We start from the raw sequence: 24,157 nt of genomic DNA, 5'->3' as shown, positions 1-24,157 counted from the left end.
ATGGCCGGTCGCACGATTCCCATTCGTCGGGCCGGCAATAGAGACAACCTATTCATGGGCGGGGATCGGGAATTGGTGATGTTCTCGGGACTGCTCGCCGGAGCGCTTATTTTCAGTGCTCAGGACATGAGGGCTACGGTATTCGGCGTCTGTCTTTGGTTCGGCGCACTCTTTGTGTTCCGTCTCATGGCAAAGAGCGATCCTAAGCTGCGCTACGTTTATCTGCGGAGCCGTCGCTACAAGAAGTATTACCCGCCGCGTAGTACGCCGTTTCGTGACAATACCAATACCCAAGGGGAGCAATATCAATGATGATCGAAGTACTCGCGATTATGATTGCTGTACTCGGTGCCGTCCTGCTGCTTATGCTGTTCGCCCGCATCCGGTCGGTCGATGCGGAGCTGAAGCTCAAAAAGCATCGATCCAAGGACGCCGGGCTGGGCGATCTGCTTAATTATGCCGCCGTCGTCGATGACGGTGTCATTGTCGGTAAAAACGGCTCATTTATGGCGGCATGGATATACAAAGGGGATGACAACGCGAGCAGCACCGATGAGCAGCGCGAAATGGTGTCTTTCCGCATCAATCAAGCCCTTGTCGGCCTCGGCAGTGGGTGGATGGTACACGTCGATGCGGTGCGCCGCCCAGCCCCTAATTACGCTGAATTGGGTTTGTCGCATTTCCCCGATCCGGTATCCGCCGCGATCGATGAAGAGCGACGCAGGCTATTCGAGCGCTTGGGAACGATGTACGAGGGTTATTTCGTATTAACGCTGACCTGGTTTCCGCCGGTTCTAGCGCAACGTAAATTTGTCGAGCTCATGTTCGATGACAACACGCCGGCGCCGAATCACAGAGCCCGTACCACGGGGCTCATCACTCAATTCAAACGTGAAATAACGTCGATAGAGGAACGCCTGTCAACGGCTATTACGATGACACGGCTCAGAGGTCAAAAGGTCGTTACGGAGGAGGGAACGTCTGTTACGCATGATGATTTTTTGAGCTGGATACAATTTTGCATTACCGGCAAGCATCATCCCGTACAGCTCCCCAGCAACCCCATGTATCTGGATGCTCTCATTGGCGGGCAAGAACTGCGTACCGGGGTCGTGCCAAAAATAGGCCGCTCTCTTATGCAAGTCGTCGCGATCGAAGGGTTCCCGCTGGAGTCAACTCCCGGAATCTTAAGCGCTCTGGGCGAATTATCCTGCGACTACCGCTGGTCATCCCGGTTTATTTTCATGGATCAGCATGAGGCGGTTGCCCACCTGGACAAATTCCGTAAAAAGTGGCGCCAAAAAGTGCGCGGATTCTTCGACCAAGTTTTTAATACCAATACCGGACCTATCGATCAGGATGCTCTGTCGATGGTAGAGGATGCCGAATCAGCGATAGCCGAGGTGAACAGCGGCTTTGTCGCGATGGGCTATTACACCAGTGTCGTTATTTTGATGCATGAGGATAGAACGCGACTTGAGGCAATCGCACGGCAGGTAGAAAAGGCGATAAACCGTCTCGGTTTTGTCGCGCGTATAGAGACCACCAACACAATGGATGCGTATCTAGGCAGCTTACCGGGTCACGGTGTCGAGAATGTTCGCCGGCCCCTCATCAACACGATGAACCTCGCCGATCTGTTGCCCACGTCAACGATCTGGACGGGTAGTGCAACAGCCCCTTGTCCGCTGTATCCGCCCATGTCTCAGGCACTGATGCACTGCGTGACTCACGGGGCCACACCTTTCCGACTGAATCTGCATGTCCGCGATGTCGGCCATACTTTTATGTTTGGACCCACAGGTGCGGGTAAATCGACGCATCTAGCCATTATCGCCGCACAATTACGACGTTATGCCGGCATGTCGATCTACGCATTCGATAAGGGTATGTCAATTTATCCGCTTACCAAGGCCGTTGGTGGGCTGCATTTTTCAGTGGCGGGGGACGGCGAATCACTCGCATTTTGTCCATTGCAATTCTTAGAAACGCGGGGCGACCGGGCTTGGGCAATGGAATGGATAGATACGATCCTGGCGTTGAACGGTTTGATAACCACGCCCGAGCAACGCAATAAAATAGGCCATGCCATCCTGAGCATGAGCGGCACTCAGTCCCGCACACTATCCGATTTCAGCACGACCGTACAAGACTTACCGATTCGTGAGGCGCTACAGCAATACACTATCGGTTCATCTATGGGCTATCTGTTGGACGCCGAAGAGGATGGACTCTCTCTGTCCTCATTTACGACGTTTGAAATCGAGGAGCTGATGGGATTAGGCGATAAATTCGCGCTCCCCGTGCTGTTGTATCTATTTCGCAGAATAGAGCGATCACTCCACGGCCAACCGGCCGTCATCATCCTGGACGAAGCCTGGTTGATGCTTGGGCATCCGGTCTTTCGCGACAAAATCCGTGAATGGCTCAAAGTCTTGCGCAAAGCCAATTGCCTTGTCTTGATGGCGACGCAAAGCCTGTCTGACGCGGCCAACTCGGGTATCTTGGATGTCATCGTTGAATCGACAGCCACCAAAATCTTCCTGCCCAACGTGTATGCCCGCGACGAAGACACGGCAGCCCTCTACCGTCGTATGGGCCTTAATGCCCGCCAAATCGAAATTTTGGCGACCGCCATTCCGAAACAGCAATATTACTACGTTTCCGAATATGGCCGCCGTCTCTACGACCTCGCTCTCGGACCGCTTGCCCTGTCACTTGCCGGTGCATCGGACAAGGATTCCGTTGCCGCCATCAAGAGCCTGGAAACCAAATTCGGCGATCGGTGGGTTCATGAATGGCTCGCCGGGCGTGGACTGAAACTCAATGACTACCTGGAGCCCGCAATATGAGCCTGATTCTATCCAAGAAAAAACCAGTTGACTCTCGGCCTATCAATAAACCCAAAAACGAGGACACTAACCCGTACCTGACTGCCCGGCGCACATGGAATGAGCATGTCGGTTCGGTCGTGTCGTCACGGCAGACCTGGCAAGTTGTCGGTATTCTCTCGTTGTTGATTGCGCTGGCCGGTGTTGGTGGAATCATCCATATAGGCAGTCAATCTAAGTTCATCCCTTATATTATCGAGGTTGACAAGCATGGCCAGACCATTGCCGTCGGACCGACGACAGCGGGTTCTACCGCCGATCCCCGCGTTATTCATGCGTCTATAGCCGATTTCATCGCTAATGCCCGTATGGTCACGCCGGATGTCGCATTACAGCGGAAAGCGGTATTTCGCGTCTACGCAATGTTATCGCCTAATGATCCCGCAACCCAAAAAATGAACGAATGGCTGAACGGAACGCCCGATTCCAGCCCGTTCAAACGTGCCGTGAAGGAAATGGTCAGCACCGAAATCAAGTCCGTGCTGCCGCAATCGCCGGATACCTGGCAGGTCGAATGGGTAGAAACCCTTCGCGATCGGCAAGGCGTTCTAAAAAGTCAGCCGGTCAATATGCGGGCATTAGTTAATGTCTATATCGCCTCGCCTACATCTCAAACAACAGACGAGCAATTACGCAACAATCCGCTCGGTATCTATGTGCGTGATTATTCCTGGTCGATCATCACTTCCTCGAAATAATGATAATGAGACTATTCACCATGAAAAAACATATGATCACCCTTCTGGCCGCCGCTATGGCGGTGTCGGAACCCATCCTGGCCGTTCCCGGCGACGATCTGGCCGACAAATATTTTTCGAAAAACAACCCAAAGCTAACCGCACAAGAAAAGACGGCTCTCGCGATTGCGAAACGCTGGGAAGCCGGAAAATCCAACGGCATAAAGCCAGTATCCGGTGCCAATGGGGCCATCCATTTCATATACGGCGCACAACAGCCCAGTATCGTTTGCGCGGTTCTTCAGGTCTGTGACGTGGCCCTACAAGCCGGAGAACTGGTCAATTCGATCCATCTGGGCGACACGGCCCGCTGGACTGTGGAACCGGCCATCACCGGCAGCGGACCGGCCGAAACGCAACATCTCATCATCAAACCGATGGATGTGGGATTGGAGACCAGTCTGGTCGTGACGACAAACCGCCGCACGTATCATTTCAAGTTGCGCTCGCACCGCACAGAGTACATGCCGCAGGTTGCGTTCACCTACCCGGAAGATGCTCTCGCCAAATGGGATGCGATCCAAACGCGGGAAACACAAGCGCGCGAACAAAAAATCCTCCCGCAAACAGGCGAGTACCTGGGCGATCTGAATTTCAACTATGAGCTGGACGGTGATGCCGCATGGCGTCCGATTCGCGTCTTTAACGATGGAAGTAAAACCATCTTACAAATGCCGAAGGCGATGGCGCAGACCGAAGCGCCGACGCTGTTGGTCTTGCGCAAAGAAGGCGGCCTGTTCTCGGATGATGAGACCGTCATAGTGAATTACCGTGTTCAAGGCGACCGCTACATCGTGGACACGGTATTTGACCAGGCCATCTTGATTTCCGGCGTTGGCAGAAGCCAAGACCGAGTAACCATCAGACGGGAGCAATAATCGTATGCGCACAATATCTCTAGCGGCTTTGGCCGCTCTATTTCTCGCAGGATGCGTGACATCGCCATACGGCAACCATCTACGTAATGTTTCAGTAGATCAACAAAAACTGGCTGACGATGCCGTCAAGCAGCTCGCCACGCTATGGCCGCCGGCAAAAACACAATTTGAGCTAAAACAAACGACACCGGATGTTTTCGGGAATGCGCTGGTAAAAAACTTGCGCGAAAGCGGCTATGCCGTCATGGAGTTCAGCCCAAACACGACAGAGGACAATACCCTACTGCCATTGCGCTATGTGCTCAGTCAAGTCAAGGGAGAAAACGGCAACTTATACCATTTGACCCTATGGGTCGGTACTGAATCCATTACTCGCCCGTACATCGAGCAAAACGGCATGGCGATGCCGGGCGGCTATTGGACGCATAAGGAGTAAATGATGACAGAAGATATCGACAACATGGAACCGGACGCATCGCCAAGCGCTGGCGTGCGCCGCGTCAACAATTTACCCATGTATCTACTCGGCGGGGTATTGACGGCGTTTTTAATTATGATGGGGATTGTCGCGGCGGATCGTGCAGCCCAGCAGACTGATGCGGAAGATCGGCATCTAAAAACCGGCAACACGTCGATGTTCGCTAAGGAAATTGCCGGCGATCACATGGACGGATTAATCACGCCTTTGATACCGCCCGCTGAAGAAACCATGCTGAAACCCGAACCGGTACTCATTGCGCGTCCGGAAACATTGGACAGGCCACCGGCTCCCCCTATGCAGCCGCCGCATGATGATGAAGCGGAGCGTATCCGCCAAGCAAAACTGCAAATGTTTCAAGAAGCGGTGAAAGCCAAAACCGGCGTGCAAGTCATTGCGCCAAAAAGCTCCGGCTCGTCATCCAGTCATGCCAATTTGGGCGCTAACACGCCCAAAACGCGCGAAGCCATGCTGGCTAGGTTATCCGCCGTGCGCCAAGAAATAGACTCGATACAGCATGAGGACCCATCAACGGCGTATCAAAAGCGATTAAATCATCTTCGCAGTAGGCATAGCCTGAATAGTACCGGCGGGATGCCGGCGAATTCATCCGCTTCACCACAAACCGGAACCTCAAGCGAAGGAACCGGTAATGATTACGCGCAATTTGCGAATAATGCCGGTGATCGTTGGCAACTCGAATCGACTACGCAAGCCCCCCGTTCACAGTATGAACTGCGAGCCGGGTTTGTGGTGCCGGCAACGCTAATATCCGGAATCAACTCCGATCTACCGGGACAGATCATGGCGCAAGTGGCGCAGAACGTGTACGACACACCCGTTGGAAAATACCTCTTGATTCCGCAAGGATCGCGTCTGGTCGGCACGTATTCGAGCGATGTGGCCTATGGCCAAGCCCGTGTCCTTGTCGCTTGGCAACGTATTGTCTTCCCCGATGGGAAAGCGCTGGATATCGGTGCGATGCCGGGAGCGGACAGCGCGGGGTACGCTGGATTTAATGATCTGGAAAATCATCATTACGTCCGACTCTTTAGCTCGGCGCTGCTAATGTCGGCCGTAACGGCGGCGACAACCTACAGCCAGCGACAAAATCAGAGTAGTGCGACATTTGGCCGGCCGGATGCCAGTAGCGCGTTGAGTGAGGCGTTAGGCCAGCAACTTGGCCAAGTCACCGCACAATTGATTGCCAAAAACATGAACATAGCGCCAACTCTGGAGATTCGCCCTGGCTATCGATTCAATGTGATTGTCACGAAAGACATGACGTTTTCAAAACCTTATCAACCGTTTGATTACTAACCCTAACCCTAACCGCCGAGCGTAGCGGGTCGGGTTGAGCGGCCGGCTATGCAAAACACTGGAGAATAAAATGAGAAAGAGTTCTTTGACAACATCGATGCAGCATAAAATTTTAGCGGCTAAAAAAATCCTTCTGGCCGCAGTCGAAATCACTTTGGTGGTTTCGATTACGCAGCAGGCGCACGCGCAAACCGCTGTAATTGACATGACCAATTTAACGCAAAATATTGAAACTGCGATTCAATCAGCTATGTCAGCGGGAGAGGAGGTCGCGCAAACACTGAAACAAATTGACCAATATGCGACTCAATTGCGGCAATATGAGGATCAAATACGGAACACGGTAGCGCCGGCGGCTTATATCTGGGATCAGGCACAATCGACGATCGATGGTCTAATAACCGCTACCGACACACTCAACTATTATAAGAATCAAGTCGGCAGTCTCGATAGCTACCTGAGTAAATTCCAAGACGTTTCTTATTACCGTAACTCGCCGTGTTTCTCGAATGAGGGATGCAGTGACGCCGAGTTCGCGGCAATGAGCGAAAACCGGCGCTTGGCATCCGAATCACAAAAAAAGGCAAACGATGCGCTTATTCGTGGACTGGATAAACAACAAGATGCGCTCAAGTCCGACTCAAGACGATTAGAGCAACTGCAATCAGCGGCTCAAAGCGCCGGCGGACGAATGGAAGCCATTGGCTATGCCAACCAGCTTGCGAGCCAACAGGCAAACCAGCTATTACAGATACGTGGACTGTTGATCGCGCAGCAGAACGCAATTGCAACCAGGATGCAGGCGGAGGCGGACCTTGAGGCTATGCAGCAAGCTGCACACGCCACATCGACAGAAGGGCGAGGGCCTGACACACTACCCACCAATCCGAAAAAATGGTGAAGGAGTACGATCATGAAAACAAAAGCTCTAATTTTGATTTTGGTAACCGTCATGCCAGCTTTCCTGGCGGGCTGTGATCCAGAGCCAGCCGAGCAAGCGATGCCAGAAGTCAACGACGAAAATTGCCAGCTAGAAAAGATAATGCAGATAGCGGACAGAACAACACGCGAACAATTTAGCGGGTTGTGTTCGCGTCGTTCTACCGGGGCGGAAACGTTGCCTGCTAATCCGAAAAAGTGGTGATGCTATTATGCGCACGATGATTAAACCAGCGGTGGTTGTGGCCGCATTTGTATTACTAAAATCGACCGATGCAGCGGCTCAATTGGCCTTTCATGACTCTGGCACCAATCAGGGTATCCTTGATAAAGTAATTACCGAATTTTCTACGAGAGCGTCGGGATGGCGAACCTTTGTCATGAATGCGGCACTGTGGCTGTTCTGGACACTGGGCACGATTTCACTGGTATGGACGGGGGGAATGATGATATTGCGTAAAGCAGACATAGGAGAATTCTTTGCAGAGTTTTTCCGTTTCATCATGTTTTTCGGTTTTTTCCTCTGGTTACTCAGGAACGGGCCAGAATACGCCGATTCCATCATTAAATCGCTGCGACAGATTGGCGAGAACGCGATAGGAAAGACCGGTATTTCTCCGTCAGGGATTGTGAACGTGGGCTTTATGATCTTTAAGCAGGCAATTAAAAATATGTCCGCGTGGCAACCTATCGACAGCTTGGTTGGCCTAACCTTGAGCGCCGGTATCTTATTGCTGCTTGCGGCAGTCGCGGTGAATATGCTGTTGATCTTGGTGTCCGCGTGGATTTTGATGTATGCCGGTATATTCTTCTTGGGCTTCGGCGGGTCTCGGTGGACTTCCGACATGGCGATCAACTACTACAAGACAGTCCTTGGCGTTGCCGTTCAGCTTTTCGCCATGGTGCTCCTGGTCGGCATTGGCAATGATTTGCTTTCTACATTCTATGACAATATGAACAAGGGCACGCTCAACTTTGAGGAGCTAGGCGTAATGCTAGTATTCTGTTTTGCCCTAATGATGCTTGTCAATCGCATTCCACCATTGCTTTCTGGCATCATCACCGGCGCGAGCATAGGTGGTGCCGGCATTGGTCAATTCGGTTCAGGAGCTGCAATCGGTGCGGCTGGAATGGCCACGGCAGCAGCGGCAACAGGAGGCGCTATGGTTGCAGCCGGCGCGGCTAATGCCGCCGGAGGTGCGCAGGCGGTCATGGCCGCGTTCTCCAAGGCCAGCGAAAACGTTTCCAGCGGGTCCGATGTCCTGACCAACATGTGGGGCAGTAGCGCCGCCGGTGGCGTAAGCAGCGATAGCAGTAATACCGGCGGCACTCCATTTGCTAAAGCAGCAGGATTCAGCAACAGCTCGGACAGCATGTGGGGCCGCGGCGAAGATATGGAAGCAAAATGGCAAGCCGAAAGAGGCTCCGACCAAGCGAAGAGTGACGATAAACAGGGTAGCGGCTCGACCGAATCAACCAGCTCGGCAAAAACCGGGCAAGGCGGTAACCGGCAATCAACAGACACGCAAAGCGGTGGTTTCATGGCGGCAGCGGCAACTTCCGGAAAAATTGCCGTCGATGCTGGCGTTAATCTGGCTAAGGGTATTGCCGATGTAACCAAGGCCAAAGCCAACGAGCGCATTGCTGATACGACACCGGGCAAGATTGCCGGCGCCATAAGGGGCGGCAGTTCGCCCGAAACAAACATCGAATTCGCCGGCAACAGCCTCAGTGGGGAAAACGATGCTCATTCCGAAGTTGCGGCCTTCGTGAACCGCAGCAATAGCGGCGCACCGACTTAACCCAAAGGGGCGTTATGCTGCCGTTTATTGCCGACCTTACACCTTTTGAACAAGAGCGCGTCGTGTGCGCAATCTCGGCCGCCGTCAAATATGAAGTACCGGCCAACATTGTGTTGGCTGTGGCAGAAAAAGAAGCCGGCAAGCCGTGGCAGTGGGTGCGCAACACGAACGGCACCCATGACGTAGGCTCCATGCAATTCAATACCGCATACCTGCGCGACCTGGAACGGTACGGAATCACAGCGAACGATGTAGCGGCCGCTGGTTGCTATTCGTTCGATCTGGCCGCTTGGCGATTGCGGATGCACATCCGCAACGACAAGGGCGATCTGTGGACCAAGGCCGCTAACTATCACTCGCGCACGCCGCGATACAATGCCGTGTACCGCGCCGATCTCATTCGCAAGGCGTCGAAGTGGGCTGACTGGTTGGAAGCCCATTTCGTGACGCTAGATGTAACCAAAGCGGATACAGCGCCTTCGATGCCGTTTCAACCGATAGAAGTACAACGTGTAACCCAGCAAACCACGGCTTCGTCTCCTTTGTCTTCGCCGGCGGCGAAGCAGGCTTTGGTCCGCTCCCTGAGCCAGAAAAATTATGTGCCACGCTCAATTTCCTTCAAAACCGATGATTAAGAAAACCTGCAATAACCCTCAAGACTCTCATTCCGGCAACCGACGGTGCTACGTTAACAAATAAATCGTCACGGCCAAAAGCACATTACCGTAAAGCTCAACGCAAGTGCCTTGAACGCTGAACAAGAGCAGAAGCTGAAGGATTTCCTCGAAGACCTGGTCCAAGGCGAAGAGTGAGGATTTTTCCAAAACGCCATGAAAAAGTGTCGCAACTTGCGACACTTTTTACATCACCATGCCTTCTCCAATTTGCCGAAGGCAAGCGCAGACGACATCCGAATGATTGGCTGATTCAACAAGCGATGCCCTCTCAATTCGCCGGCCGGTGAATAAATCACACAATCGGCGTGACTCGATCACCGCCTTTTTCTCCAGAAATCGGGATACTGTACACAAGTTCAACGAAACGCTTGAACGAACCATACCAACAAAAACCAAGGGGAAATCATCATGAAAACAGTATCTTTAGCAGCAGTCGTTTTAATGTCAGTCGTCGCCGGCACAGCCATGGCCGAAGGCTCGAAAATCGAAAAATCCACGATAATCAACGCTTCCAAAAACACGTTGACCAACACACAGGCGATCGGCCGCAACAGCGCCGCTCACACAGGTTCTATCAGCATAGTCGGCTCGAAAGTTGAGAAATCGACTCTGATCAACGCCTCAAAAAACACGCTGACCAACACGCAAGCGATCGGCAGGGATTCGGTGGCGACAACCGGTACGATCGACATCCGCTAAGTAGCGCATGAAAGCACAAGGACGTGCGCTATCGGGACAGCAGGACGCGCAGGGATAGCAAAGCTTGGATACCGGCGATCGACCGTAAGAGCAACAAGACTTCGGGCGGCGATGACAGGGACGTATTGCGCTTGGTCAAACGATTGGCGGATTCAGAACGTCGAACGGCTGGACGCGGTTGTCATGGACGACTACCGCGTTCTCACAGGGACGCTTTCAAAAGCAAGCTTGGCGATAGCCTTGCGCAGCGATTAATGGCAGTTTTTCAGACAAAAAAATGCGGACAGCTAAGCCTCCGCATTAGAGTAAGGATATATGGCTGATCCAGGAAAAAGATCAGTGCTTACAGAATATCCGCTAAACGCACCGGCGCAACTGTGACAGATTGTCGCGTCAGCTGTCGCACTCCCACACGATAAACCCGTCCACCACGCCCTCGGCCGATTCCGCCGTCTCCGCATTGAGCAGCGACAACACGGTTTCGTTGAGAATCGTCAACGCCTCCGGATCGGATGCCTCGACAAAACGTTGTTGACGAATGGAATTACTCGGACATTCCTTCGGTATCCAGCGCTGCGTAAACGATTTCACGCGAAAGCCCTGATTGGCCAGTATTTCGGCAGCATAAGGCTTGCCGGTCGGCACCGTCCAGTCGACCTTTTTGAGCGTATGCAATGCACCCACCAATACGACCACAGGCCTGTCGGTCGGCAATGACGAAAGCCGAGCCGCCATCCATTTGTTACGGTCGACGGTTGCCTCCTTGCTTGCGTCGATCGCAACCACGCCTAAACAGGAACCCCGGGCTTTCCGTTTGGCGAAATAGTGGATCATCAAGCGATAAGGCTCATGATCGATGATGTCGGATATCTCGATCGCGCCGGCCGGTTTTTCGCTCGCCATCACTTGGTCGATCACCGATTGTTGGTCGCTGCCGATTTCGAGCGCGAGGATCGGGCATCGATTGCTTGCTATCAGCTCATTGACCAGTCGCTTGATCAGCAAAGGTGATTCGGCTCGATGATGGCTTTCGCCGATGAATACTATCGTGCCCGGCTCGATGCCGGTCAGAATGGCATCTAACGGCGCCGCCGAAAGAGATGAAGCGCAAAGCATGAAGGCCAGGAGTTTTAGGTTTGGCATATTCCTTTCCAGGGTTATCGTTCAAAAAAGTGTCGCAACTTGCGACACTTTTTTGATAACAATGAATACGGTTTTGGATTGATCGTACACGATTTTATGTTCGAAAAAGGCAATCCAAACTCAATCGAGCGATAATCTGAGCATATATTTGTAATAAATAAGCTGTTTATACCAAAAATACCAGGTTTGCATTACCAGATATAATCTTTATACTGGATACAAAATTAAATAAAACGAACACAAAAATGAAGTCAACCGAGAACAAAAAAACAGCCGTCATCGCCGTCGCCAATCACAAGGGCGGGTGCGGCAAAACCACGACGGTAGTCAACCTTGCAGCGGAATTGGCGAAGATGGACCTTTCCGTCCTGGTCATCGACCTCGATCCGCAGGCCAACGCCAGCCTGCATATAGGCAAGAAGCACCCGAGCGAAGTGCCGGTGACCTGCGCGGAACTGCTGTTGTCCGAGGTCGAGAAACTGCCGCAATCGATCTACGATGACACTAACATCGAGGGCGTATCTCTGATCTACGGCTCGCTCAATCTCGGCAAGGCCGAAGACGAATTGAAGGACGAAGCCCCCCGGCCTTCCGAGGAACTGCGCGAAAAAATAAACCACCTTCGCGGCATCTACGACGTGATCCTAATCGACTGCCCGCCCAGCCTCAAGCTACTGACCAGCAATGCATTGGCGGCAGCTACGCATCTGATCATCCCGATCGAGTCCGGCTCGCAGTACGGCATGTACGGCGTGACCGACCTGATGAAGTTAGTCGAAAAAATCAGGCGCATCAACCCGGAGCTCGAATTGATCGGCGCCTTGCTGATCCGTCATGACGCCCGACAAACCGTTTGCAAACTGATCGAGGCTTCGGCGAAAGAGCAAATCGGCAAACTCATCGATGTCCGCATATCGACCAGCACTAAGGTTAATCAGTCGGCGATAGCGCAAACGAGCGTTCATGACATAGACCGAACCTGCAAAGTCTCGCGCGAGTTTAAACGGCTGGCCGACGTGATCGCCAAACAACTCAATCTTGTATAAGGAACCGGCTCAATGGCTAAAGACATTAAAAAAATGCTGGAGAAAAAGCTGCAGGAGAACACGCAGCGTCATGCCTCGGCGGAACAATCCGTCAATTTTGATCAAGGCCGGGAATTGGTCTCGGTTCTGGTCGGAAAGATCGAGCCGAACCCTTACCAGCCCCGCCGCATTTTCCCGCAAGACGAATTGGACAAATTGGCCCAGTCGATCGCCGAAGTTGGTTTGCTGGAGCCGATCTTGCTCAGGAAAACCGGTGATAGCTACCAAATCGCCGCCGGCGAGCGCCGCTGGCGGGCGCATAAGCAAATCGAACGGCGCCATATCGATGCTGTGGTCATGGAGATATCCGATAGCGACATGGCGGTATTCGCGCTGGCCGAAAACATCGACCGGGAGGATTTGAGCGACTACGAAATCGGCATTGCCCTGAAGCAAGTCGAGAAAGCCTTCCCGACCAAGAAAAAACTGGCCGAATCGATGGGCTTGAGTCGCCAGGATATGTACCGGTATTACGCCTACGACGATTTGCCGGATTTCATCATCGCCGATCTCAATGAAAACCCGCGCTTGCTTTCGAGATCCGCAGCAAGCGACATCAAGCGGCTTTTGAACGAAAACAAGGATCATCCCTCGGTCAACGATTATTTGGCCGAAGCCTGGGCGCAATTATTGAAAAGCGACCTCGACCAAACGAAAATCACGGCTTACGTCGCGCGCAAGCTCAAAGGCCATGAAACAAGAGACAGCCATATCCAGGATGCGCACAATTTGATCAGGGACGGCAAGAAAGTCGGTAATATCGCCAGAACCGAAAAGCACATCACTGTAAAGCTCAACGCAAGCGTCTTGAACGCCGAACAAGAGCAGAAGCTGAAAGATTTTCTCGAAGACCTGATCCAAAGCGAAGAGTAGGGATTTTTCGCAACGCCATTAGAAAGTGTCTCAAGTTGAGACACTTTTTACATCACCATTTCCCCTCCAATCTGCCGAAGTCACGCATCGCTGGGATTGCGAAGCGCCGGGAAAGCAACCTGTCGGACACTATGAACGATCAGAAGATAGACAAAACTTTGGGCGGCGATAACATGGACGTTTTCGCCGCGCGGCCAGGGAAGATAAATACCCGCACACGTTCGGGATAGGAAGGCGTGAGCCATTCTGGAGGGCGTAGTGTAAAACAGGGACGTTTTGCGCTCGCCCGGACGATTGGCGGATTCTGTGCGCTGTATTTCCGATTAGAACAACACATTATTGTCCTGTACGATTACCCGTTTTTTTCGGATAACGGGTAACAACATTGATCAATACAGCCAGAACCATTGGCCTTCTACTTTTCTTTGCCGCTCTCCAAACCTTTGCGGCACCTCAAACCTTCGAGCAAGCCAAAGCCGAAGCCCGGCAATACGTCTACCACGACCGAACCCAAGCGGGTACCTTCTATTGCGGCTGTAACTGGGAATGGGTCGGACGATCCGGCGGCCGCGTCGATCTCGAATCCTGCGGCTACCAAATCCGGTCACAGGCAAACCGGGCAATCCGGACCGAATGGGAGCATGTCGTTCCGGCCTCAAACTTCGACCGGGCCCGGCTATGCTGGCAGAACGGCGGACGGAAGAACTGCAACTCCGTTGACCCGGTGTTCAACGCGATGGAAGCCGATCTTCACAACCTGACGCCGTCGGTTGGCGAAATTAACGCCAATCGCAGCAATTACAATTTCGGCATGCTGCCGTCGACGCCTAAACAGCACGGGGCCTGCGATTTCAAAGTCGATTTCAAGGGCCGAACCGCCGAACCCAGGGATGAGGTCAAAGGCCAAATCGCGCGTATCTATTTCTACATGCACGACCGCTACAACATGCGGATGTCCCAGCAGCAGCAACAGTTATTGCTGGCGTGGGACAAGCAATTTCCGGTCAGCGAATGGGAAAGGGATCGTGATAGACGCATTGCCGCCCGCATGGGGCACAGCAACCCGTTCGTGACCGGCGAACGGAAATGGTCGCTAAACCACAAGAACACCGCCGACGGCATTGTCACGCCGATCACGGCGAGTCATCCGGCGTCATCCGAGCCCAAAACGGTAATGGCTGCAGCGGGCGGCACGATCCGGGGCAACCGCAACAGCAGGGTCTACCATCTGCCGGCCGGATGCCCGAGCTATGACGCGATGAAGCCGAAGAACATCGTCGAATTTTCGAGCGAGGCCGAGGCTCGAGCAGCAGGATTCCGGAAAGCGGGGAATTGCCGGTAATCCTCCATACAAAATTACATCCTGAACAGAGCAATTTTCGCACTGATAATGCTGCTCATAGCCTTGTTTAGCGCATGGGCGTTGTTCCCGTCCGGAAAACCGGAAGTTCGAACAGTGACCGGCACGGTTATCGAGGTCAACCAAGGCGAAAGCCAAAGCTGGAAGACAGGGAGTCGGGTGAGCCTTGTCACAGCTCGGATTCGGGTTGGCGATATCGAACCGCGGGTCATGATCACCGGCCAATTGCCGGTAGTCGGAAGTGAAATTGAACTTGTCGAAGAAACTTACCCAGACGGCCAAGTGCGATACCGGTTAAGACGGTAAACGGTCGGCGCCGGCGAGGGCAGGTATAGCAACGCTTGGTTACCGGCGAGCGATAAACAGAGCGTCAAGACTTCGGGCGGCGATGACAGGGACGTTTTCGCCGCGAGGTCATGGAAGGCAAATACCCGCGCACGTTCGGAAAAGGAAAGACTGAGCCATTCGTTTGGCCATTGGGGCAATACAGGGACGTATTGCGCTTGGCCAAACGAGTGGCGGATTTGACGCGGCCAGGCTCCCGGCGTGCGATGGTCAAGTACCGGGGGCGTCGAACCGTGCCGGCCAAAGGTGGGGCGGCACTTACACGGACGTGTGTGCCGCGAGGCCAGGGATGGCTAAATCCCGGGCGCTTCCGGCTCGAGGGCGTGAGCAATTCGGGTGGGCCGAGTTTAAAAGCGTACAGGGATGTATGCTTTTAAGCCGGACCGGACGATTTGCGGGTTAATGCATAGAGTTTGGAATCAGAGTGTCAAATCTCTAAACAGTCATTGATATGTAGGTTGTCCTAAACATCTGCTGCCTTTTCTGAAAACTTTATTACGATGATAATCTAAATACCTACAGAGATATTGATTCGGACTAATTCTTAGATTAGCTGGTATTCGTAGTCTCTCTCGCTCGGTTTCTGGCAAGTTTTCTGAGACTAACATGGCGCCATTATCTTCGAATGAAATCAACCCTGAGTCGAATAATGCATCAAAATTAGATTCCAAAAGTAAGCCATTATTCGGATCAAGTCGTTCTTTATTTGTTGAGCTGCGCCAAGGCTTAATGTGAGAGGCACGAAGAAGTTCTGGAACAGAGCAACCTGTAACAGCACATGAGTTCCATATATTCATTAAACTTTGGCGAAACCTACCTTGGCCGACCCTTGCTTGAATTAAAGATTCTTTTGTTGTTTTATCTAAGTTATTACTATTTTCGATTTGAGTGATATCAGTAATAGCATCTAATTCATCCGTAGAACAGATATGAATTAAATTTTCCAGGATATCAGTATCATTATTTAAGTTGTCGATACTTTTAAGTATATCTAAAGCATTTTTTCTGCTGATTTCTTGATATCTACCGTACATCGTTACTAAGCGATTTTTCCCAGTGATATCTTGAGGAATAAGAAGATGTGGTTCTTGTAACCATAAGAACAAATGTGCAGGGCACTTCCAATTAGGTATCCAATGAACATCAGTTTGCCAGTGTTTACGAAAGGCATTTTGGTCATGTCTATAACAAGATTGAACATTATTGATAGCCCATGCTTCTTGCCATCTTGCATTAATAGCCAAACGATTGACCAATTGTTCGCGCATTTTCCTATGTTGGTCAGAATGTAAGCTTGTAGCTCCGCCCGCTACGCCAACCAAATATTGATTGCCATTATGAGATGCAATCATTAAAACAAAAATTTCTCCTGCAAAATCATCTAAAGATTGATTTCCTAAACCCTCTGAGTGAAAAACACGATAATTTTGATTGTTCTCTTTAAAAGTAAAGCCCGGAGAGTTGTTCCATTCTTCATGGCCATAACCATTTTCCATTGGATAGCCAGATTTAAAATCCACCCCACTTGGTCTCTGGTAGTTTTCGGTATTCCATACAATAGGCTTTAAATAATAAACAGACATAATGACATTAATAAATTTATATTGTTACACTGCAATGATATTGGAATTTTGAGCTCATTCTATAGCCTTAAGCTAAATATCAGGTCACCGTCTGCAACTGACCGAACTGATATAGCCGATTTCTTATGATATTTGCCTAACCGCTCTGCATTTCGGGAATCCTGAGCAGCCCCAAAACTGCTTGCCCTGCTTGTCGCCGTTTCGTGCAGTTCTTAGCACCATTGGCTTGCCGCATTTGGTGCATGAATTATCATCAATCGGGCGCTGTTTTTCCTCAACGATCTCTTTAACGTGCCTCACATGCTCCCGGTGCGTTTTGAGCGATGGCTTAAGCCGGCCGGATGCAATCTTGTCGCAGATAGCCATAACCTGACTATCGCTTATGATCGGTTGCGTTTTGCTTTTAATAAATCGGATATACCCGACGGCGTAGACTACATTGTCCGGCATCGGCGTTTTAAAAGTGCTGTCGCCGACAAAGACGACCAGCGAAAACATTTTTTCCGGATCAAGTTCCAGCGCTGATTGCAGCGTCTGGGTGTGCTTGTAATTCTGGTGGAGCGGGTTTTGGAATTTGCTGGTGTGCCGGTAAATTTTCTGGGTCCAGGTCTTTTGCTGGGAACTGCCAAAGATCCAGCCCTTCATGTTCTTGGTTTCGATGACGAATACGCCATACCGGGATACGATGACGTGATCGATCTGCGTGGTTCCGTCCTCGGTTGGCAGGGTTACGTTCTTAAATAACCGGTAGATATTTTTGTCGAGAAAAAACTTAGCCGCCAGATTAACCAGGAATTCACCTAAAATACCTTTCATAAATGGCGATTTCAGGAAGGCGAGAAGAAAGAGCAGGGTAATTAGCCACCAATAAACGCTTATTAATGGGGCAAAAGCTTGGATCAGTATTTGATTTATGTCCATATCGGGATATTCCAGTAAAAGGGCGGTTATTTTTCTGCGTCTGCCAAAAGCACATAATCGCTGAAATTCTGCAACTCCTTCGCCCGATCGCCGATCACTCGCATTTTCTTTTCGGCGAACATAAAAGTGTCAACTTCTTCGCCAGCCTGCATCGCATTATAAAGAGCAAATTCTGCATCATGGTATGCCTGCCATGCCTTTTGGGCCTTCTCCAATGTCGAATGGTCTTTCGGTTGTAACCGGCTTTCCAGTTTCCCATAGATCACAGACATTTCTTTTTGCCATTCCGAATTGGCTATTTCAACGCAATTCATCATCGCCGGATAATCGTTTGTATTTTCCATGCAGGCCTCGTATTTGACATCGATCGGGTGAGGCTCGGTTTCGCATTCGCTCGGCGCCGACCAGGCAAAGGCTGAAAATATAAGGCCAGTGGTTAGAATAACTTTCTGCATGATAGGTTTATCGAATGATTTCATTGTGTAGCATTCTTTTCAAAACATGAAGCCTGTTCTTTTGGTCGGCAAAACTATGCATTCAAGCCTCTCGCATAGCTCATTAAGCTCGAAAGCCAACCCATTACTCTTGCAATGATTGCACTCTAGCGACAAATATCCGATCAAATCTTCAATCTCATCGGGTTCGATATCAATGGTTTTGCGCCGCTTATTCAAAAGCTGAGCTTTTATTTTCTCTGGGGCGGTGTACCAATACTTTTGGATAAGTGCTTTATCCCTACTGTCGAGTTCTATTCTCATAAAGCACTCAAGTTGCGCCACAATGATTTAATTATCACGTTCGATGCATCATCCGGGTGAGACGTGCCGCACGAAGACAATAATTTGCTCCCAGGCTCATGCAGTCCAAACGCATTCCGGACCGCCAAGCCAAGGCCGAAACGCAGATCGATGAGTTCGTCTTCCGACATCATCGAAATCATCAGCTTTTCCTCGCCGCTCAGTATTTCCATCAGACGCTCGACTGCCTCGCCGACTGTCATCGGAGGCTCAAAACCATGATCAAAAAGTGCCGACCAATTTTTGTTCAATTCGATTCAACGCCAGCAGGAAAGGGGGCTTCGGAGGAAATATGACCAGTTAATGACAAGGTTATCCACAGATTTTGGGGATAACAGTCTTCAATAATATAGCTTTGCATTAATTTATTCTTTCGCCGGTCCACCGGTCTCGACCTTTCCAAAAGGTACACACTGGGCATGTTTCGCCTTCGGGATAATCGATGCCTTCCTGATGAGGACAGCCAATAATGCGATCGGTCATCACGACGGATTTGATGCCATGTTCCGCCATATAGTCCAGTAGCATTTGGCCTATCTCTTCATCACGCCTGACGTCATGCTCGGAATACCAGCTGGTTAAGCGTTCAGGCGGAGAATCTTTACTAGGAATAATGCTAACCGTGACTTTAGTTGCCTGTTTATCGGTTGGTCCATAAAAGGCAACGGTCGCGGCAGGGTAGTCGGTAAAACCCTTACGCGCTTTCTTGGCAAGTTTTTTCCTATTACGTTCCGCTTTGAGGCTCATAAATCAGCGCACCGGATTGTCGTGGGTATCATCGTTCGATTTTCGTTTCTTTGTCCAGATAGAGCAGCCCATACCGGATCATATCCTTCGTACCGGGCGGGGCCATTTCGATTTCCAAGCGATTCAAAGCCTCGCCGATCACGTCGGCATAGCCGGTTGAAATCGTTTTTGCTTCTCTCGAATTGAAATGGCCATGTTCGGTATTTAGTGTTATCGGTAACTATGGAAAGGTTAGCGATAATCTGCTGTGCGAATAAATTCCAATGTTAGCCGACTGCATCGGTTTTGCCAATTTTGGTTGGGAATAGGGGAAAATCGGGCATAAAATTACTACAACATAATTTCTAGGGATTTTTTATGCCTGGGGACTTCCGGTTTTGTGTTTTTGTGGTCCCTAATAGGCGATTTTTTGCTTGAAACCTAGACTTTTACGTTTTTGCATTTTAAGTCTGATGCTATAAAATACTAATTTTAGTAAATTCGGTTCCCGGCCGAAACGACCGGAACGCCGTCGAAAACCGCCAACAGGTTTCGAACGAGCGGATGGAGGAGAGATGGCAAATTCGATTGAGCTGAAGTTCAAGAAAATCCAAAAAGAGTTTCTTGAGTTTTTAAAGTTTACCAAGGGTCACGCCGAGACGACTTGCTACAGCTACCACAGCGATTTGAACATCTGGATCGCCTGGCTGACCGAAGAGGGCCTTGACTGGCGCAAATGCCAGCCGATCGATACCGAGCACTTTGTTTCCTATCTGGCGAAAAACAAAGTCGGCCCCCATGCGATCGCCCGTAAGATTTCGTGCCTGTCCACATTCTACAAATGGGCGAAACGGAACAATCACGTCGAAGAATATCCGATCTACCAGGTCGAGAAACCGAAACGCCCCCGGCGGATGCCTGTTTGGTTGGTTGGAACAAGAAGAGCAGGATGTGTTTACAAAAGCCGTCCGCAATTACGACGACATTCCGGACAACATTTACGACCGTAGCAAACCCTCGTCAATCAAGATTCGTCAGCGTTATGAATTACTGTTTGAGTTAATACAGAATCCGGATTGAGGATCAGCGAAGCCTTGAGCCTAAAAACCGCCGATGTGCGCGTGGTCGATGGTGCAGCCAAATCGGTACGAGCAATCGGGAAGGGCAACAAGGAGCGGCAGGTGCCGCTTCCGGAGAGTTTCGGTCGGGTGTTGGCGTTGTCGATCGCCGACAAATACCGCGATGAATTCCTGTTCGCAAAAAAAACCGGGCTACCGACCGATTGGCCAACATGCCGCGAGGGCGTATCTTAAGAAGATGATCGACAAAGCCGGCATCCAGAAGAAAGTCACGCCGCATAAATTAAGGCACACTTACGCCACGCGGCTGTTAGAAAAAGATGTGCAATTGATTGATATTAAAGCGCTATTTGGTCATGAAAGTATTGCTACTACGCAAATTTACACGCATGCGGGGCAGGAGCGCTTATATAAGTTGGTAGCCGACATTTGAGCAGAAAAAAGGTTATCAATCTGCTCTAGTGACAACCAATATCCCTAAAAGCAATTAAAATCATTTACGTCACAAAATAAATAGGGCAAGCATACCCATGACTGATAAAGTAAGCCCAGAGGTTCGAAGTCGGATGATGGCCAAAATAAAGGCCCGAGATACAAAGCCTGAAATGATAATCAGAAAAATATTACATGCTCTTGGATTCCGTTACCGTTTACATGTCAAAAAACTACCAGGTTGTCCAGATATAGTTCTCCCTAAATATAAAGCTGTCATTATGGTTAATGGTTGTTTTTGGCATGGACATGGTTGTCACATCTCGAATATTCCCAAGAGAAGAAGCGAATATTGGGTAGGGAAAATTTCAAAAAATAGAGAACAGGATATACAAATCAAAACACAACTATATAACTTGGGTTGGAGAGTGGCAATAATATGGGAATGCGCATTATTATAGGAAAATACAATTACTCGAATGACAGAATTGCTAGTCTTTTATCCAAATGGTTAAAAAGCGACCAACAACAAATTGAATTTGAGCTATTTGGTGTAGCGGCTTGCCAGTTGCCATAATTACTATTTTTGGCTTGCTGTTATTCTATGTATTACCTTGATAGGCTATGGAAATGAAGCCAAAAACAAAAAAACTAAAAGACCTTACCCCAAGATTTGGAATCGGAGAATGGTACGGCCATAACCTTACCCAACTTACCGGTGAAGAACGTCGCCAGATTGCAGAAGAAGTCCTAAAAACGAAAAAGGAACGAATTCCCCAACCTTGCCCGTTTCAAGCACGCAAAAAAGACGCGATATGTTCAAAGGAGGGCGGAGTGTGTTCCCTTAGGCTTTATTCTTATGCTAAGCATCCAGGAACAGATCGGGCAATGGGAGTACCTGTCGATGGCAAACAAGGAGAACTGAGAGCTACATGCCCCTATCGATTTCATGAGGAATTGGACGTATTTAATTGGGTTGGTGAAACCATACTTGATGACCCTGAACCGCTGCTTGTTGGTGAGGTTGGCTTTCTCGAAGCAGGTGCCACAACTGACAATGAAGGTGGAGATGATGTTGGCCGTATAGATATGGTTTTGGTTAGCAGCAAGACCACTCAGGGCGCACCAATGGCGTGGGCTGCTCTTGAAATACAAGCAGTATATTTCTCCGGCAATGCGATGAAGGGAGAATTTGAAGCTTTCAATGATGCGTCGGTGGATTGGGTCATTTTCCCAGCTGGCCGCCGTCGACCTGACTATAGAAGCAGCGGCCCGAAACGGTTGATGCCACAGCTTCAAATTAAGGTGCCAACACTCAGGCGCTGGGGTAAAAAAATGGCTGTTGTGGTAGATCGCGCTTTTTTCGACTCCATAGGTGAGATGGACAATGTGACCGATATTTCAAATGCGGACATTGCATGGTTTATAGTTAGATTTGAAGAGGTCGATGGACAAAAGCGGACACGTATAGTGCGCGATGAAATACGCTACACTACTCTTGAACGCTCGGTAGAAGGCCTAACCGGCGGCAAGCCGGTTCCACTATCGATGTTTGAAACTCGCATTAATGAAAAAATCATTTATCCAGTAGCGAAACAACTAGAAACTGATCTGTTTTCAATAGAAGGCGATAATACCGGCAATACTTAGGATTAAGCTGCTTGTTCAACCCCTGTCTCAACCTCCACGCGCGTAACAATTGGCCGCTGTTGTTCTAAGTGCAGATGCAGTTGCTTGGCAATAGCCTTTGCTAACAATACAGGGACTGCATTGCCAACCTGCTCATACTGAGATACACGGGAACCAAGAAATCTGTAAGTATCCGGGAACGACTGGAAGCGAGCAGCCTCGCGAACAGTAAGGGTTCGATCCTGATCCGGTAAAAACACAGTTCCCCAGTGAGGATCGCATTTTGTTAGAACGGTTCCAGATAAACCGTCATTCCGTAATCGACCATAACGTTTAGTATGGTCTGATTTACGAGCACGCTGCATTCCCTTAGGCAAAAGCTCGTGAGGAATATCGCGCCACGATCCACCAGGTTTTACATGCTTCATCCGCTCCGTATTCTGTTTGGATAACTTTGCAGCATAGTGGTTGAAAGTAACTTCGGCAGAGTTACGCATTTCTTGCGCATAACGGCTGTGCGCATCCATAGTATAGCCAATGACTTCGGCTCCTTCCCCCATCTCAAGGCGAGGTAAATCTCCTATTGCATCGCCCACTGTGGCTGTTGGCGGCAAACGTTCTCGATCCGTGTCACTAAGCTGGAATGTCATCGAGTTACCGCCCCGAAAGTTGGCACGTCCACAGGCATAGTGGGTTGGTACAGGATGTGATACCTCGCAAAATCTGGAACCGAGTAAAATCAATCGCCAACGCTCTTGTGGAACCCCATAATGTGCGGCGAAAAGAATTTTTGCCGTTACTGCGTAACCTAGCTCAGTAAAAACTTTAATAATTTGTTGGAATACTTTTCCATCACCTAAAGAAAGCAAGCCTGGTACGTTTTCAAACAAAAACGTTTTAGGCTGGAACTCTTCCAAAAATCGCTCATAGTGCGTGAATAGCTTGTTTCGTGGATCGTCTAAAAAACGCTCCGGTGCATTGATAGAGAAACCTTGGCATGGAGGGCCACCAACAAGAACATCCAACTCTCCTGGTTTCAAACCAAGGCGCTCCCGTATTTCTGCGGGATTGACTCCCTCAATAGAACGGCAATCCGCGATCGCTTCCGGGTGGTTATATTTAAAGGATTCGATAGCCTCAGGCATTACATCATTACCATATAGACTATGGTATCCGGCTTGCCTGAATCCCTCGGTGATACCACCGGCGCCGCAAAAAAGATCAATAGTCCGCAATGGAAAAGCGGATTTAGCTTTACTATTAATCCGCTTTTCAGAAACTTTTTTTGTCCGGTTAGCCTTCGGAGCGCCTTTTGATCGGCTAATTTTTTCGCTGCGGGCTTCTAGTGTCATATCATGCTCAATAGCCATTGTCTCTACTCCATCACAGTAGAATAGTGGTTAGGCAGATACATCGGTTGCAGCCGGTGTATCTGCTGATTTTTAATCATCTAACTGGGTATGATAACCCTGTTAGCTCAAGCGAGCACAATTGTGCCTACCGTGTTATCGGTTTCCCCCTCTTCCAAAGCCTCTATGCTCGGATACAGAACCACGGACTCGTCCGTAATGCCGAGAACTCTGCCATCCGATAACTCGACAATATCGACTGTTTTGCCTCCACCAGACTCCCATGAAGAAACTGAACGGATGTATTCGGTACCAAGTCCATAAACCCTCCTATTCGGAAATCGCTGCCCATGACGGCTGGTTGACCATTGCCTGATTTTTGTTTATTGTACAATAATCAAGATGCAAGATAAA

The 24,157-nt window shown here is 50.1% G+C and carries 28 protein-coding genes; 20 read left to right on the top strand and 8 right to left on the bottom strand.

Translation table 11 applies throughout. The features are described from left to right. From METBU_RS0122895 to METBU_RS0122835, 11 genes are all read left to right on the top strand, one after another. On the top strand, positions 1-312 hold the full coding sequence (locus METBU_RS0122895; RefSeq protein ID WP_017842844.1) for a conjugal transfer protein TrbD: 312 nt from the start codon (positions 1-3) through the stop codon (positions 310-312). Continuing rightward, positions 309-2,852, top strand: a complete 2,544-nt coding sequence (locus tag METBU_RS0122890; RefSeq protein ID WP_017842843.1) for a VirB4 family type IV secretion/conjugal transfer ATPase — start codon at positions 309-311, stop codon at positions 2,850-2,852. The genes METBU_RS0122895 and METBU_RS0122890 overlap by 4 nt, the downstream gene beginning before the upstream one ends. Continuing rightward, the gene (locus METBU_RS0122885) at positions 2,849-3,589 is read left to right on the top strand and encodes a conjugal transfer protein TrbF (RefSeq protein ID WP_017842842.1); all 741 of its coding nucleotides are present in this window, start codon (positions 2,849-2,851) and stop codon (positions 3,587-3,589) included. Before METBU_RS0122890 ends, METBU_RS0122885 begins: the two co-directional genes overlap by 4 nt. Before the next feature lie 20 nt (positions 3,590-3,609). Continuing rightward, positions 3,610-4,506 carry a P-type conjugative transfer protein TrbG gene (gene trbG / locus METBU_RS0122880; RefSeq protein WP_017842841.1) on the top strand — a complete coding sequence of 299 codons (897 nt, stop codon included), beginning with the start codon at positions 3,610-3,612 and terminating at the stop codon, positions 4,504-4,506. 4 nt (positions 4,507-4,510) lie between these two features. After that, the gene (locus METBU_RS0122875; protein ID WP_017842840.1) at positions 4,511-4,942 is read left to right on the top strand and encodes a hypothetical protein; all 432 of its coding nucleotides are present in this window, start codon (positions 4,511-4,513) and stop codon (positions 4,940-4,942) included. Between the two features lie 3 nt (positions 4,943-4,945). Continuing rightward, positions 4,946-6,304 carry a TrbI/VirB10 family protein gene (locus METBU_RS0122870; RefSeq protein ID WP_026130406.1) on the top strand — a complete coding sequence of 453 codons (1,359 nt, stop codon included), beginning with the start codon at positions 4,946-4,948 and terminating at the stop codon, positions 6,302-6,304. 70 nt (positions 6,305-6,374) lie between these two features. Then, complete coding sequence (trbJ, locus tag METBU_RS0122865; protein WP_459560738.1) at positions 6,375-7,205, top strand: P-type conjugative transfer protein TrbJ; 831 nt, start codon at positions 6,375-6,377, stop codon at positions 7,203-7,205. A gap of 12 nt (positions 7,206-7,217) precedes the next feature. Beyond that, entirely contained in the window at positions 7,218-7,448 is a 231-nt protein-coding gene (gene trbK, locus METBU_RS0122860) for an entry exclusion lipoprotein TrbK (protein ID WP_017842837.1), read from the top strand. A 7-nt stretch (positions 7,449-7,455) separates the two neighbouring features. Next, complete coding sequence (gene trbL, locus METBU_RS0122855; RefSeq protein WP_017842836.1) at positions 7,456-9,045, top strand: P-type conjugative transfer protein TrbL; 1,590 nt, start codon at positions 7,456-7,458, stop codon at positions 9,043-9,045. A gap of 14 nt (positions 9,046-9,059) precedes the next feature. Further along, the gene (locus METBU_RS0122850; RefSeq protein WP_017842835.1) at positions 9,060-9,680 is read left to right on the top strand and encodes a transglycosylase SLT domain-containing protein; all 621 of its coding nucleotides are present in this window, start codon (positions 9,060-9,062) and stop codon (positions 9,678-9,680) included. A 450-nt stretch (positions 9,681-10,130) separates the two neighbouring features. After that, positions 10,131-10,421: a hypothetical protein gene (locus METBU_RS0122835; RefSeq protein WP_017842832.1), complete on the top strand. Its 291-nt coding sequence runs from the start codon at positions 10,131-10,133 to the stop codon at positions 10,419-10,421. 393 nt (positions 10,422-10,814) lie between these two features. Here METBU_RS0122835 and METBU_RS0122830 read toward each other — a convergent pair whose 3' ends face one another. Further along, on the bottom strand, positions 10,815-11,564 hold the full coding sequence (locus METBU_RS0122830) for a TraB/GumN family protein (protein ID WP_017842831.1): 750 nt from the start codon (positions 11,562-11,564) through the stop codon (positions 10,815-10,817). A gap of 245 nt (positions 11,565-11,809) precedes the next feature. On the opposite strand from METBU_RS0122830, the gene METBU_RS0122825 reads away from it, so the two are divergent. From METBU_RS0122825 to METBU_RS0122810, 4 genes are all read left to right on the top strand, one after another. Continuing rightward, entirely contained in the window at positions 11,810-12,610 is an 801-nt protein-coding gene (locus tag METBU_RS0122825; RefSeq protein WP_017842830.1) for a ParA family protein, read from the top strand. Positions 12,611-12,622: 12 nt separating this feature from the next. Then, on the top strand, positions 12,623-13,522 hold the full coding sequence (locus METBU_RS0122820; RefSeq protein WP_017842829.1) for a ParB/RepB/Spo0J family partition protein: 900 nt from the start codon (positions 12,623-12,625) through the stop codon (positions 13,520-13,522). A gap of 385 nt (positions 13,523-13,907) precedes the next feature. Further along, complete coding sequence (locus tag METBU_RS0122815; protein ID WP_017842828.1) at positions 13,908-14,864, top strand: endonuclease; 957 nt, start codon at positions 13,908-13,910, stop codon at positions 14,862-14,864. Positions 14,865-14,912: 48 nt separating this feature from the next. Further along, a complete protein-coding gene (locus METBU_RS0122810) occupies positions 14,913-15,188 on the top strand; it encodes a hypothetical protein (protein WP_017842827.1) in 276 nt (91 codons plus the stop codon). Between the two features lie 482 nt (positions 15,189-15,670). Here the strand turns inward: METBU_RS0122810 and METBU_RS28525 are convergent, their stop codons facing one another. The 6 genes from METBU_RS28525 to METBU_RS0122775 all read right to left on the bottom strand — a co-directional run bounded on the left by METBU_RS28525 (position 15,671) and on the right by METBU_RS0122775 (position 19,275). Beyond that, positions 15,671-16,810 carry an HNH endonuclease gene (locus METBU_RS28525; protein WP_026130403.1) on the bottom strand — a complete coding sequence of 380 codons (1,140 nt, stop codon included), beginning with the start codon at positions 16,808-16,810 and terminating at the stop codon, positions 15,671-15,673. 123 nt (positions 16,811-16,933) lie between these two features. Continuing rightward, positions 16,934-17,731 carry a nuclease-related domain-containing protein gene (locus METBU_RS0122795; protein WP_017842824.1) on the bottom strand — a complete coding sequence of 266 codons (798 nt, stop codon included), beginning with the start codon at positions 17,729-17,731 and terminating at the stop codon, positions 16,934-16,936. A gap of 26 nt (positions 17,732-17,757) precedes the next feature. Then, a complete protein-coding gene (locus METBU_RS0122790) occupies positions 17,758-18,186 on the bottom strand; it encodes a lysozyme inhibitor LprI family protein (protein ID WP_186005696.1) in 429 nt (142 codons plus the stop codon). A gap of 39 nt (positions 18,187-18,225) precedes the next feature. Continuing rightward, positions 18,226-18,489: a hypothetical protein gene (locus tag METBU_RS0122785; protein WP_017842822.1), complete on the bottom strand. Its 264-nt coding sequence runs from the start codon at positions 18,487-18,489 to the stop codon at positions 18,226-18,228. Beyond that, entirely contained in the window at positions 18,486-18,731 is a 246-nt protein-coding gene (locus METBU_RS0122780; protein ID WP_235726482.1) for a DUF6794 domain-containing protein, read from the bottom strand. The genes METBU_RS0122785 and METBU_RS0122780 overlap by 4 nt, the downstream gene beginning before the upstream one ends. Before the next feature lie 157 nt (positions 18,732-18,888). Further along, on the bottom strand, positions 18,889-19,275 hold the full coding sequence (locus tag METBU_RS0122775) for a hypothetical protein (protein ID WP_017842820.1): 387 nt from the start codon (positions 19,273-19,275) through the stop codon (positions 18,889-18,891). 554 nt (positions 19,276-19,829) lie between these two features. Here METBU_RS0122775 and METBU_RS28520 point away from each other — a divergent pair. The 5 genes from METBU_RS28520 to METBU_RS25545 all read left to right on the top strand — a co-directional run bounded on the left by METBU_RS28520 (position 19,830) and on the right by METBU_RS25545 (position 22,415). Then, positions 19,830-20,264, top strand: coding sequence for a tyrosine-type recombinase/integrase (locus tag METBU_RS28520; RefSeq protein WP_085986426.1), 435 nt, complete (start codon positions 19,830-19,832; stop codon positions 20,262-20,264). An 84-nt stretch (positions 20,265-20,348) separates the two neighbouring features. Then, positions 20,349-20,567 carry a hypothetical protein gene (locus METBU_RS28515; protein ID WP_201764914.1) on the top strand — a complete coding sequence of 73 codons (219 nt, stop codon included), beginning with the start codon at positions 20,349-20,351 and terminating at the stop codon, positions 20,565-20,567. A 4-nt stretch (positions 20,568-20,571) separates the two neighbouring features. Further along, on the top strand, positions 20,572-20,766 hold the full coding sequence (locus METBU_RS28510) for a tyrosine-type recombinase/integrase (protein ID WP_235726481.1): 195 nt from the start codon (positions 20,572-20,574) through the stop codon (positions 20,764-20,766). Positions 20,767-20,863: 97 nt separating this feature from the next. Beyond that, positions 20,864-21,226 carry a very short patch repair endonuclease gene (locus METBU_RS25055; protein ID WP_017842818.1) on the top strand — a complete coding sequence of 121 codons (363 nt, stop codon included), beginning with the start codon at positions 20,864-20,866 and terminating at the stop codon, positions 21,224-21,226. 169 nt (positions 21,227-21,395) lie between these two features. Beyond that, entirely contained in the window at positions 21,396-22,415 is a 1,020-nt protein-coding gene (locus METBU_RS25545) for a NotI family restriction endonuclease (RefSeq protein WP_017842817.1), read from the top strand. A gap of 2 nt (positions 22,416-22,417) precedes the next feature. On the opposite strand, the gene METBU_RS25045 is transcribed toward METBU_RS25545, so the two are convergent. Beyond that, positions 22,418-23,764 (bottom strand): DNA cytosine methyltransferase, encoded by a 1,347-nt coding sequence (locus METBU_RS25045; RefSeq protein WP_017842816.1) that lies wholly within the window; start codon positions 23,762-23,764, stop codon positions 22,418-22,420. Positions 23,765-24,157 lie beyond the last annotated feature (393 nt).

This window comes from Methylotuvimicrobium buryatense 5G, from assembly GCF_000341735.1.
GTDB lineage: Bacteria > Pseudomonadota > Gammaproteobacteria > Methylococcales > Methylomonadaceae > Methylotuvimicrobium > Methylotuvimicrobium buryatense.
This window is presented reverse-complemented; position numbering and strand designations above follow the sequence as displayed.

Excerpts from the sequence above, each read along its gene's own strand:
- trbJ (WP_459560738.1), top strand. The coding sequence starts at position 6,375 with ATGAGAAAGAGTTCTTTGACAACATCGATGCAGCATAAAATTTTAGCG.
- METBU_RS0122795 (WP_017842824.1), bottom strand. The coding sequence starts at position 17,731 with ATGGACATAAATCAAATACTGATCCAAGCTTTTGCCCCATTAATAAGC.
- METBU_RS0122830 (WP_017842831.1), bottom strand. The coding sequence starts at position 11,564 with ATGCCAAACCTAAAACTCCTGGCCTTCATGCTTTGCGCTTCATCTCTT.
- METBU_RS28510 (WP_235726481.1), top strand. The coding sequence starts at position 20,572 with ATGATCGACAAAGCCGGCATCCAGAAGAAAGTCACGCCGCATAAATTA.
- METBU_RS0122875 (WP_017842840.1), top strand. The coding sequence starts at position 4,511 with ATGCGCACAATATCTCTAGCGGCTTTGGCCGCTCTATTTCTCGCAGGA.
- METBU_RS0122790 (WP_186005696.1), bottom strand. The coding sequence starts at position 18,186 with ATGCAGAAAGTTATTCTAACCACTGGCCTTATATTTTCAGCCTTTGCC.
- METBU_RS0122825 (WP_017842830.1), top strand. The coding sequence starts at position 11,810 with ATGAAGTCAACCGAGAACAAAAAAACAGCCGTCATCGCCGTCGCCAAT.
- METBU_RS0122890 (WP_017842843.1), top strand. The coding sequence starts at position 309 with ATGATGATCGAAGTACTCGCGATTATGATTGCTGTACTCGGTGCCGTC.
- trbK (WP_017842837.1), top strand. The coding sequence starts at position 7,218 with ATGAAAACAAAAGCTCTAATTTTGATTTTGGTAACCGTCATGCCAGCT.
- METBU_RS0122870 (WP_026130406.1), top strand. The coding sequence starts at position 4,946 with ATGACAGAAGATATCGACAACATGGAACCGGACGCATCGCCAAGCGCT.
- METBU_RS0122780 (WP_235726482.1), bottom strand. The coding sequence starts at position 18,731 with ATGACAGTCGGCGAGGCAGTCGAGCGTCTGATGGAAATACTGAGCGGC.
- METBU_RS0122785 (WP_017842822.1), bottom strand. The coding sequence starts at position 18,489 with ATGAGAATAGAACTCGACAGTAGGGATAAAGCACTTATCCAAAAGTAT.
- METBU_RS0122895 (WP_017842844.1), top strand. The coding sequence starts at position 1 with ATGGCCGGTCGCACGATTCCCATTCGTCGGGCCGGCAATAGAGACAAC.
- METBU_RS0122820 (WP_017842829.1), top strand. The coding sequence starts at position 12,623 with ATGGCTAAAGACATTAAAAAAATGCTGGAGAAAAAGCTGCAGGAGAAC.
- METBU_RS28525 (WP_026130403.1), bottom strand. The coding sequence starts at position 16,810 with ATGTCTGTTTATTATTTAAAGCCTATTGTATGGAATACCGAAAACTAC.
- METBU_RS0122835 (WP_017842832.1), top strand. The coding sequence starts at position 10,131 with ATGAAAACAGTATCTTTAGCAGCAGTCGTTTTAATGTCAGTCGTCGCC.
- trbG (WP_017842841.1), top strand. The coding sequence starts at position 3,610 with ATGAAAAAACATATGATCACCCTTCTGGCCGCCGCTATGGCGGTGTCG.
- METBU_RS0122775 (WP_017842820.1), bottom strand. The coding sequence starts at position 19,275 with ATGAGCCTCAAAGCGGAACGTAATAGGAAAAAACTTGCCAAGAAAGCG.
- METBU_RS25545 (WP_017842817.1), top strand. The coding sequence starts at position 21,396 with ATGAAGCCAAAAACAAAAAAACTAAAAGACCTTACCCCAAGATTTGGA.
- METBU_RS25045 (WP_017842816.1), bottom strand. The coding sequence starts at position 23,764 with ATGGCTATTGAGCATGATATGACACTAGAAGCCCGCAGCGAAAAAATT.
- METBU_RS25055 (WP_017842818.1), top strand. The coding sequence starts at position 20,864 with ATGACTGATAAAGTAAGCCCAGAGGTTCGAAGTCGGATGATGGCCAAA.
- trbL (WP_017842836.1), top strand. The coding sequence starts at position 7,456 with ATGCGCACGATGATTAAACCAGCGGTGGTTGTGGCCGCATTTGTATTA.
- METBU_RS0122885 (WP_017842842.1), top strand. The coding sequence starts at position 2,849 with ATGAGCCTGATTCTATCCAAGAAAAAACCAGTTGACTCTCGGCCTATC.
- METBU_RS0122810 (WP_017842827.1), top strand. The coding sequence starts at position 14,913 with ATGCTGCTCATAGCCTTGTTTAGCGCATGGGCGTTGTTCCCGTCCGGA.
- METBU_RS28520 (WP_085986426.1), top strand. The coding sequence starts at position 19,830 with ATGGCAAATTCGATTGAGCTGAAGTTCAAGAAAATCCAAAAAGAGTTT.
- METBU_RS0122850 (WP_017842835.1), top strand. The coding sequence starts at position 9,060 with ATGCTGCCGTTTATTGCCGACCTTACACCTTTTGAACAAGAGCGCGTC.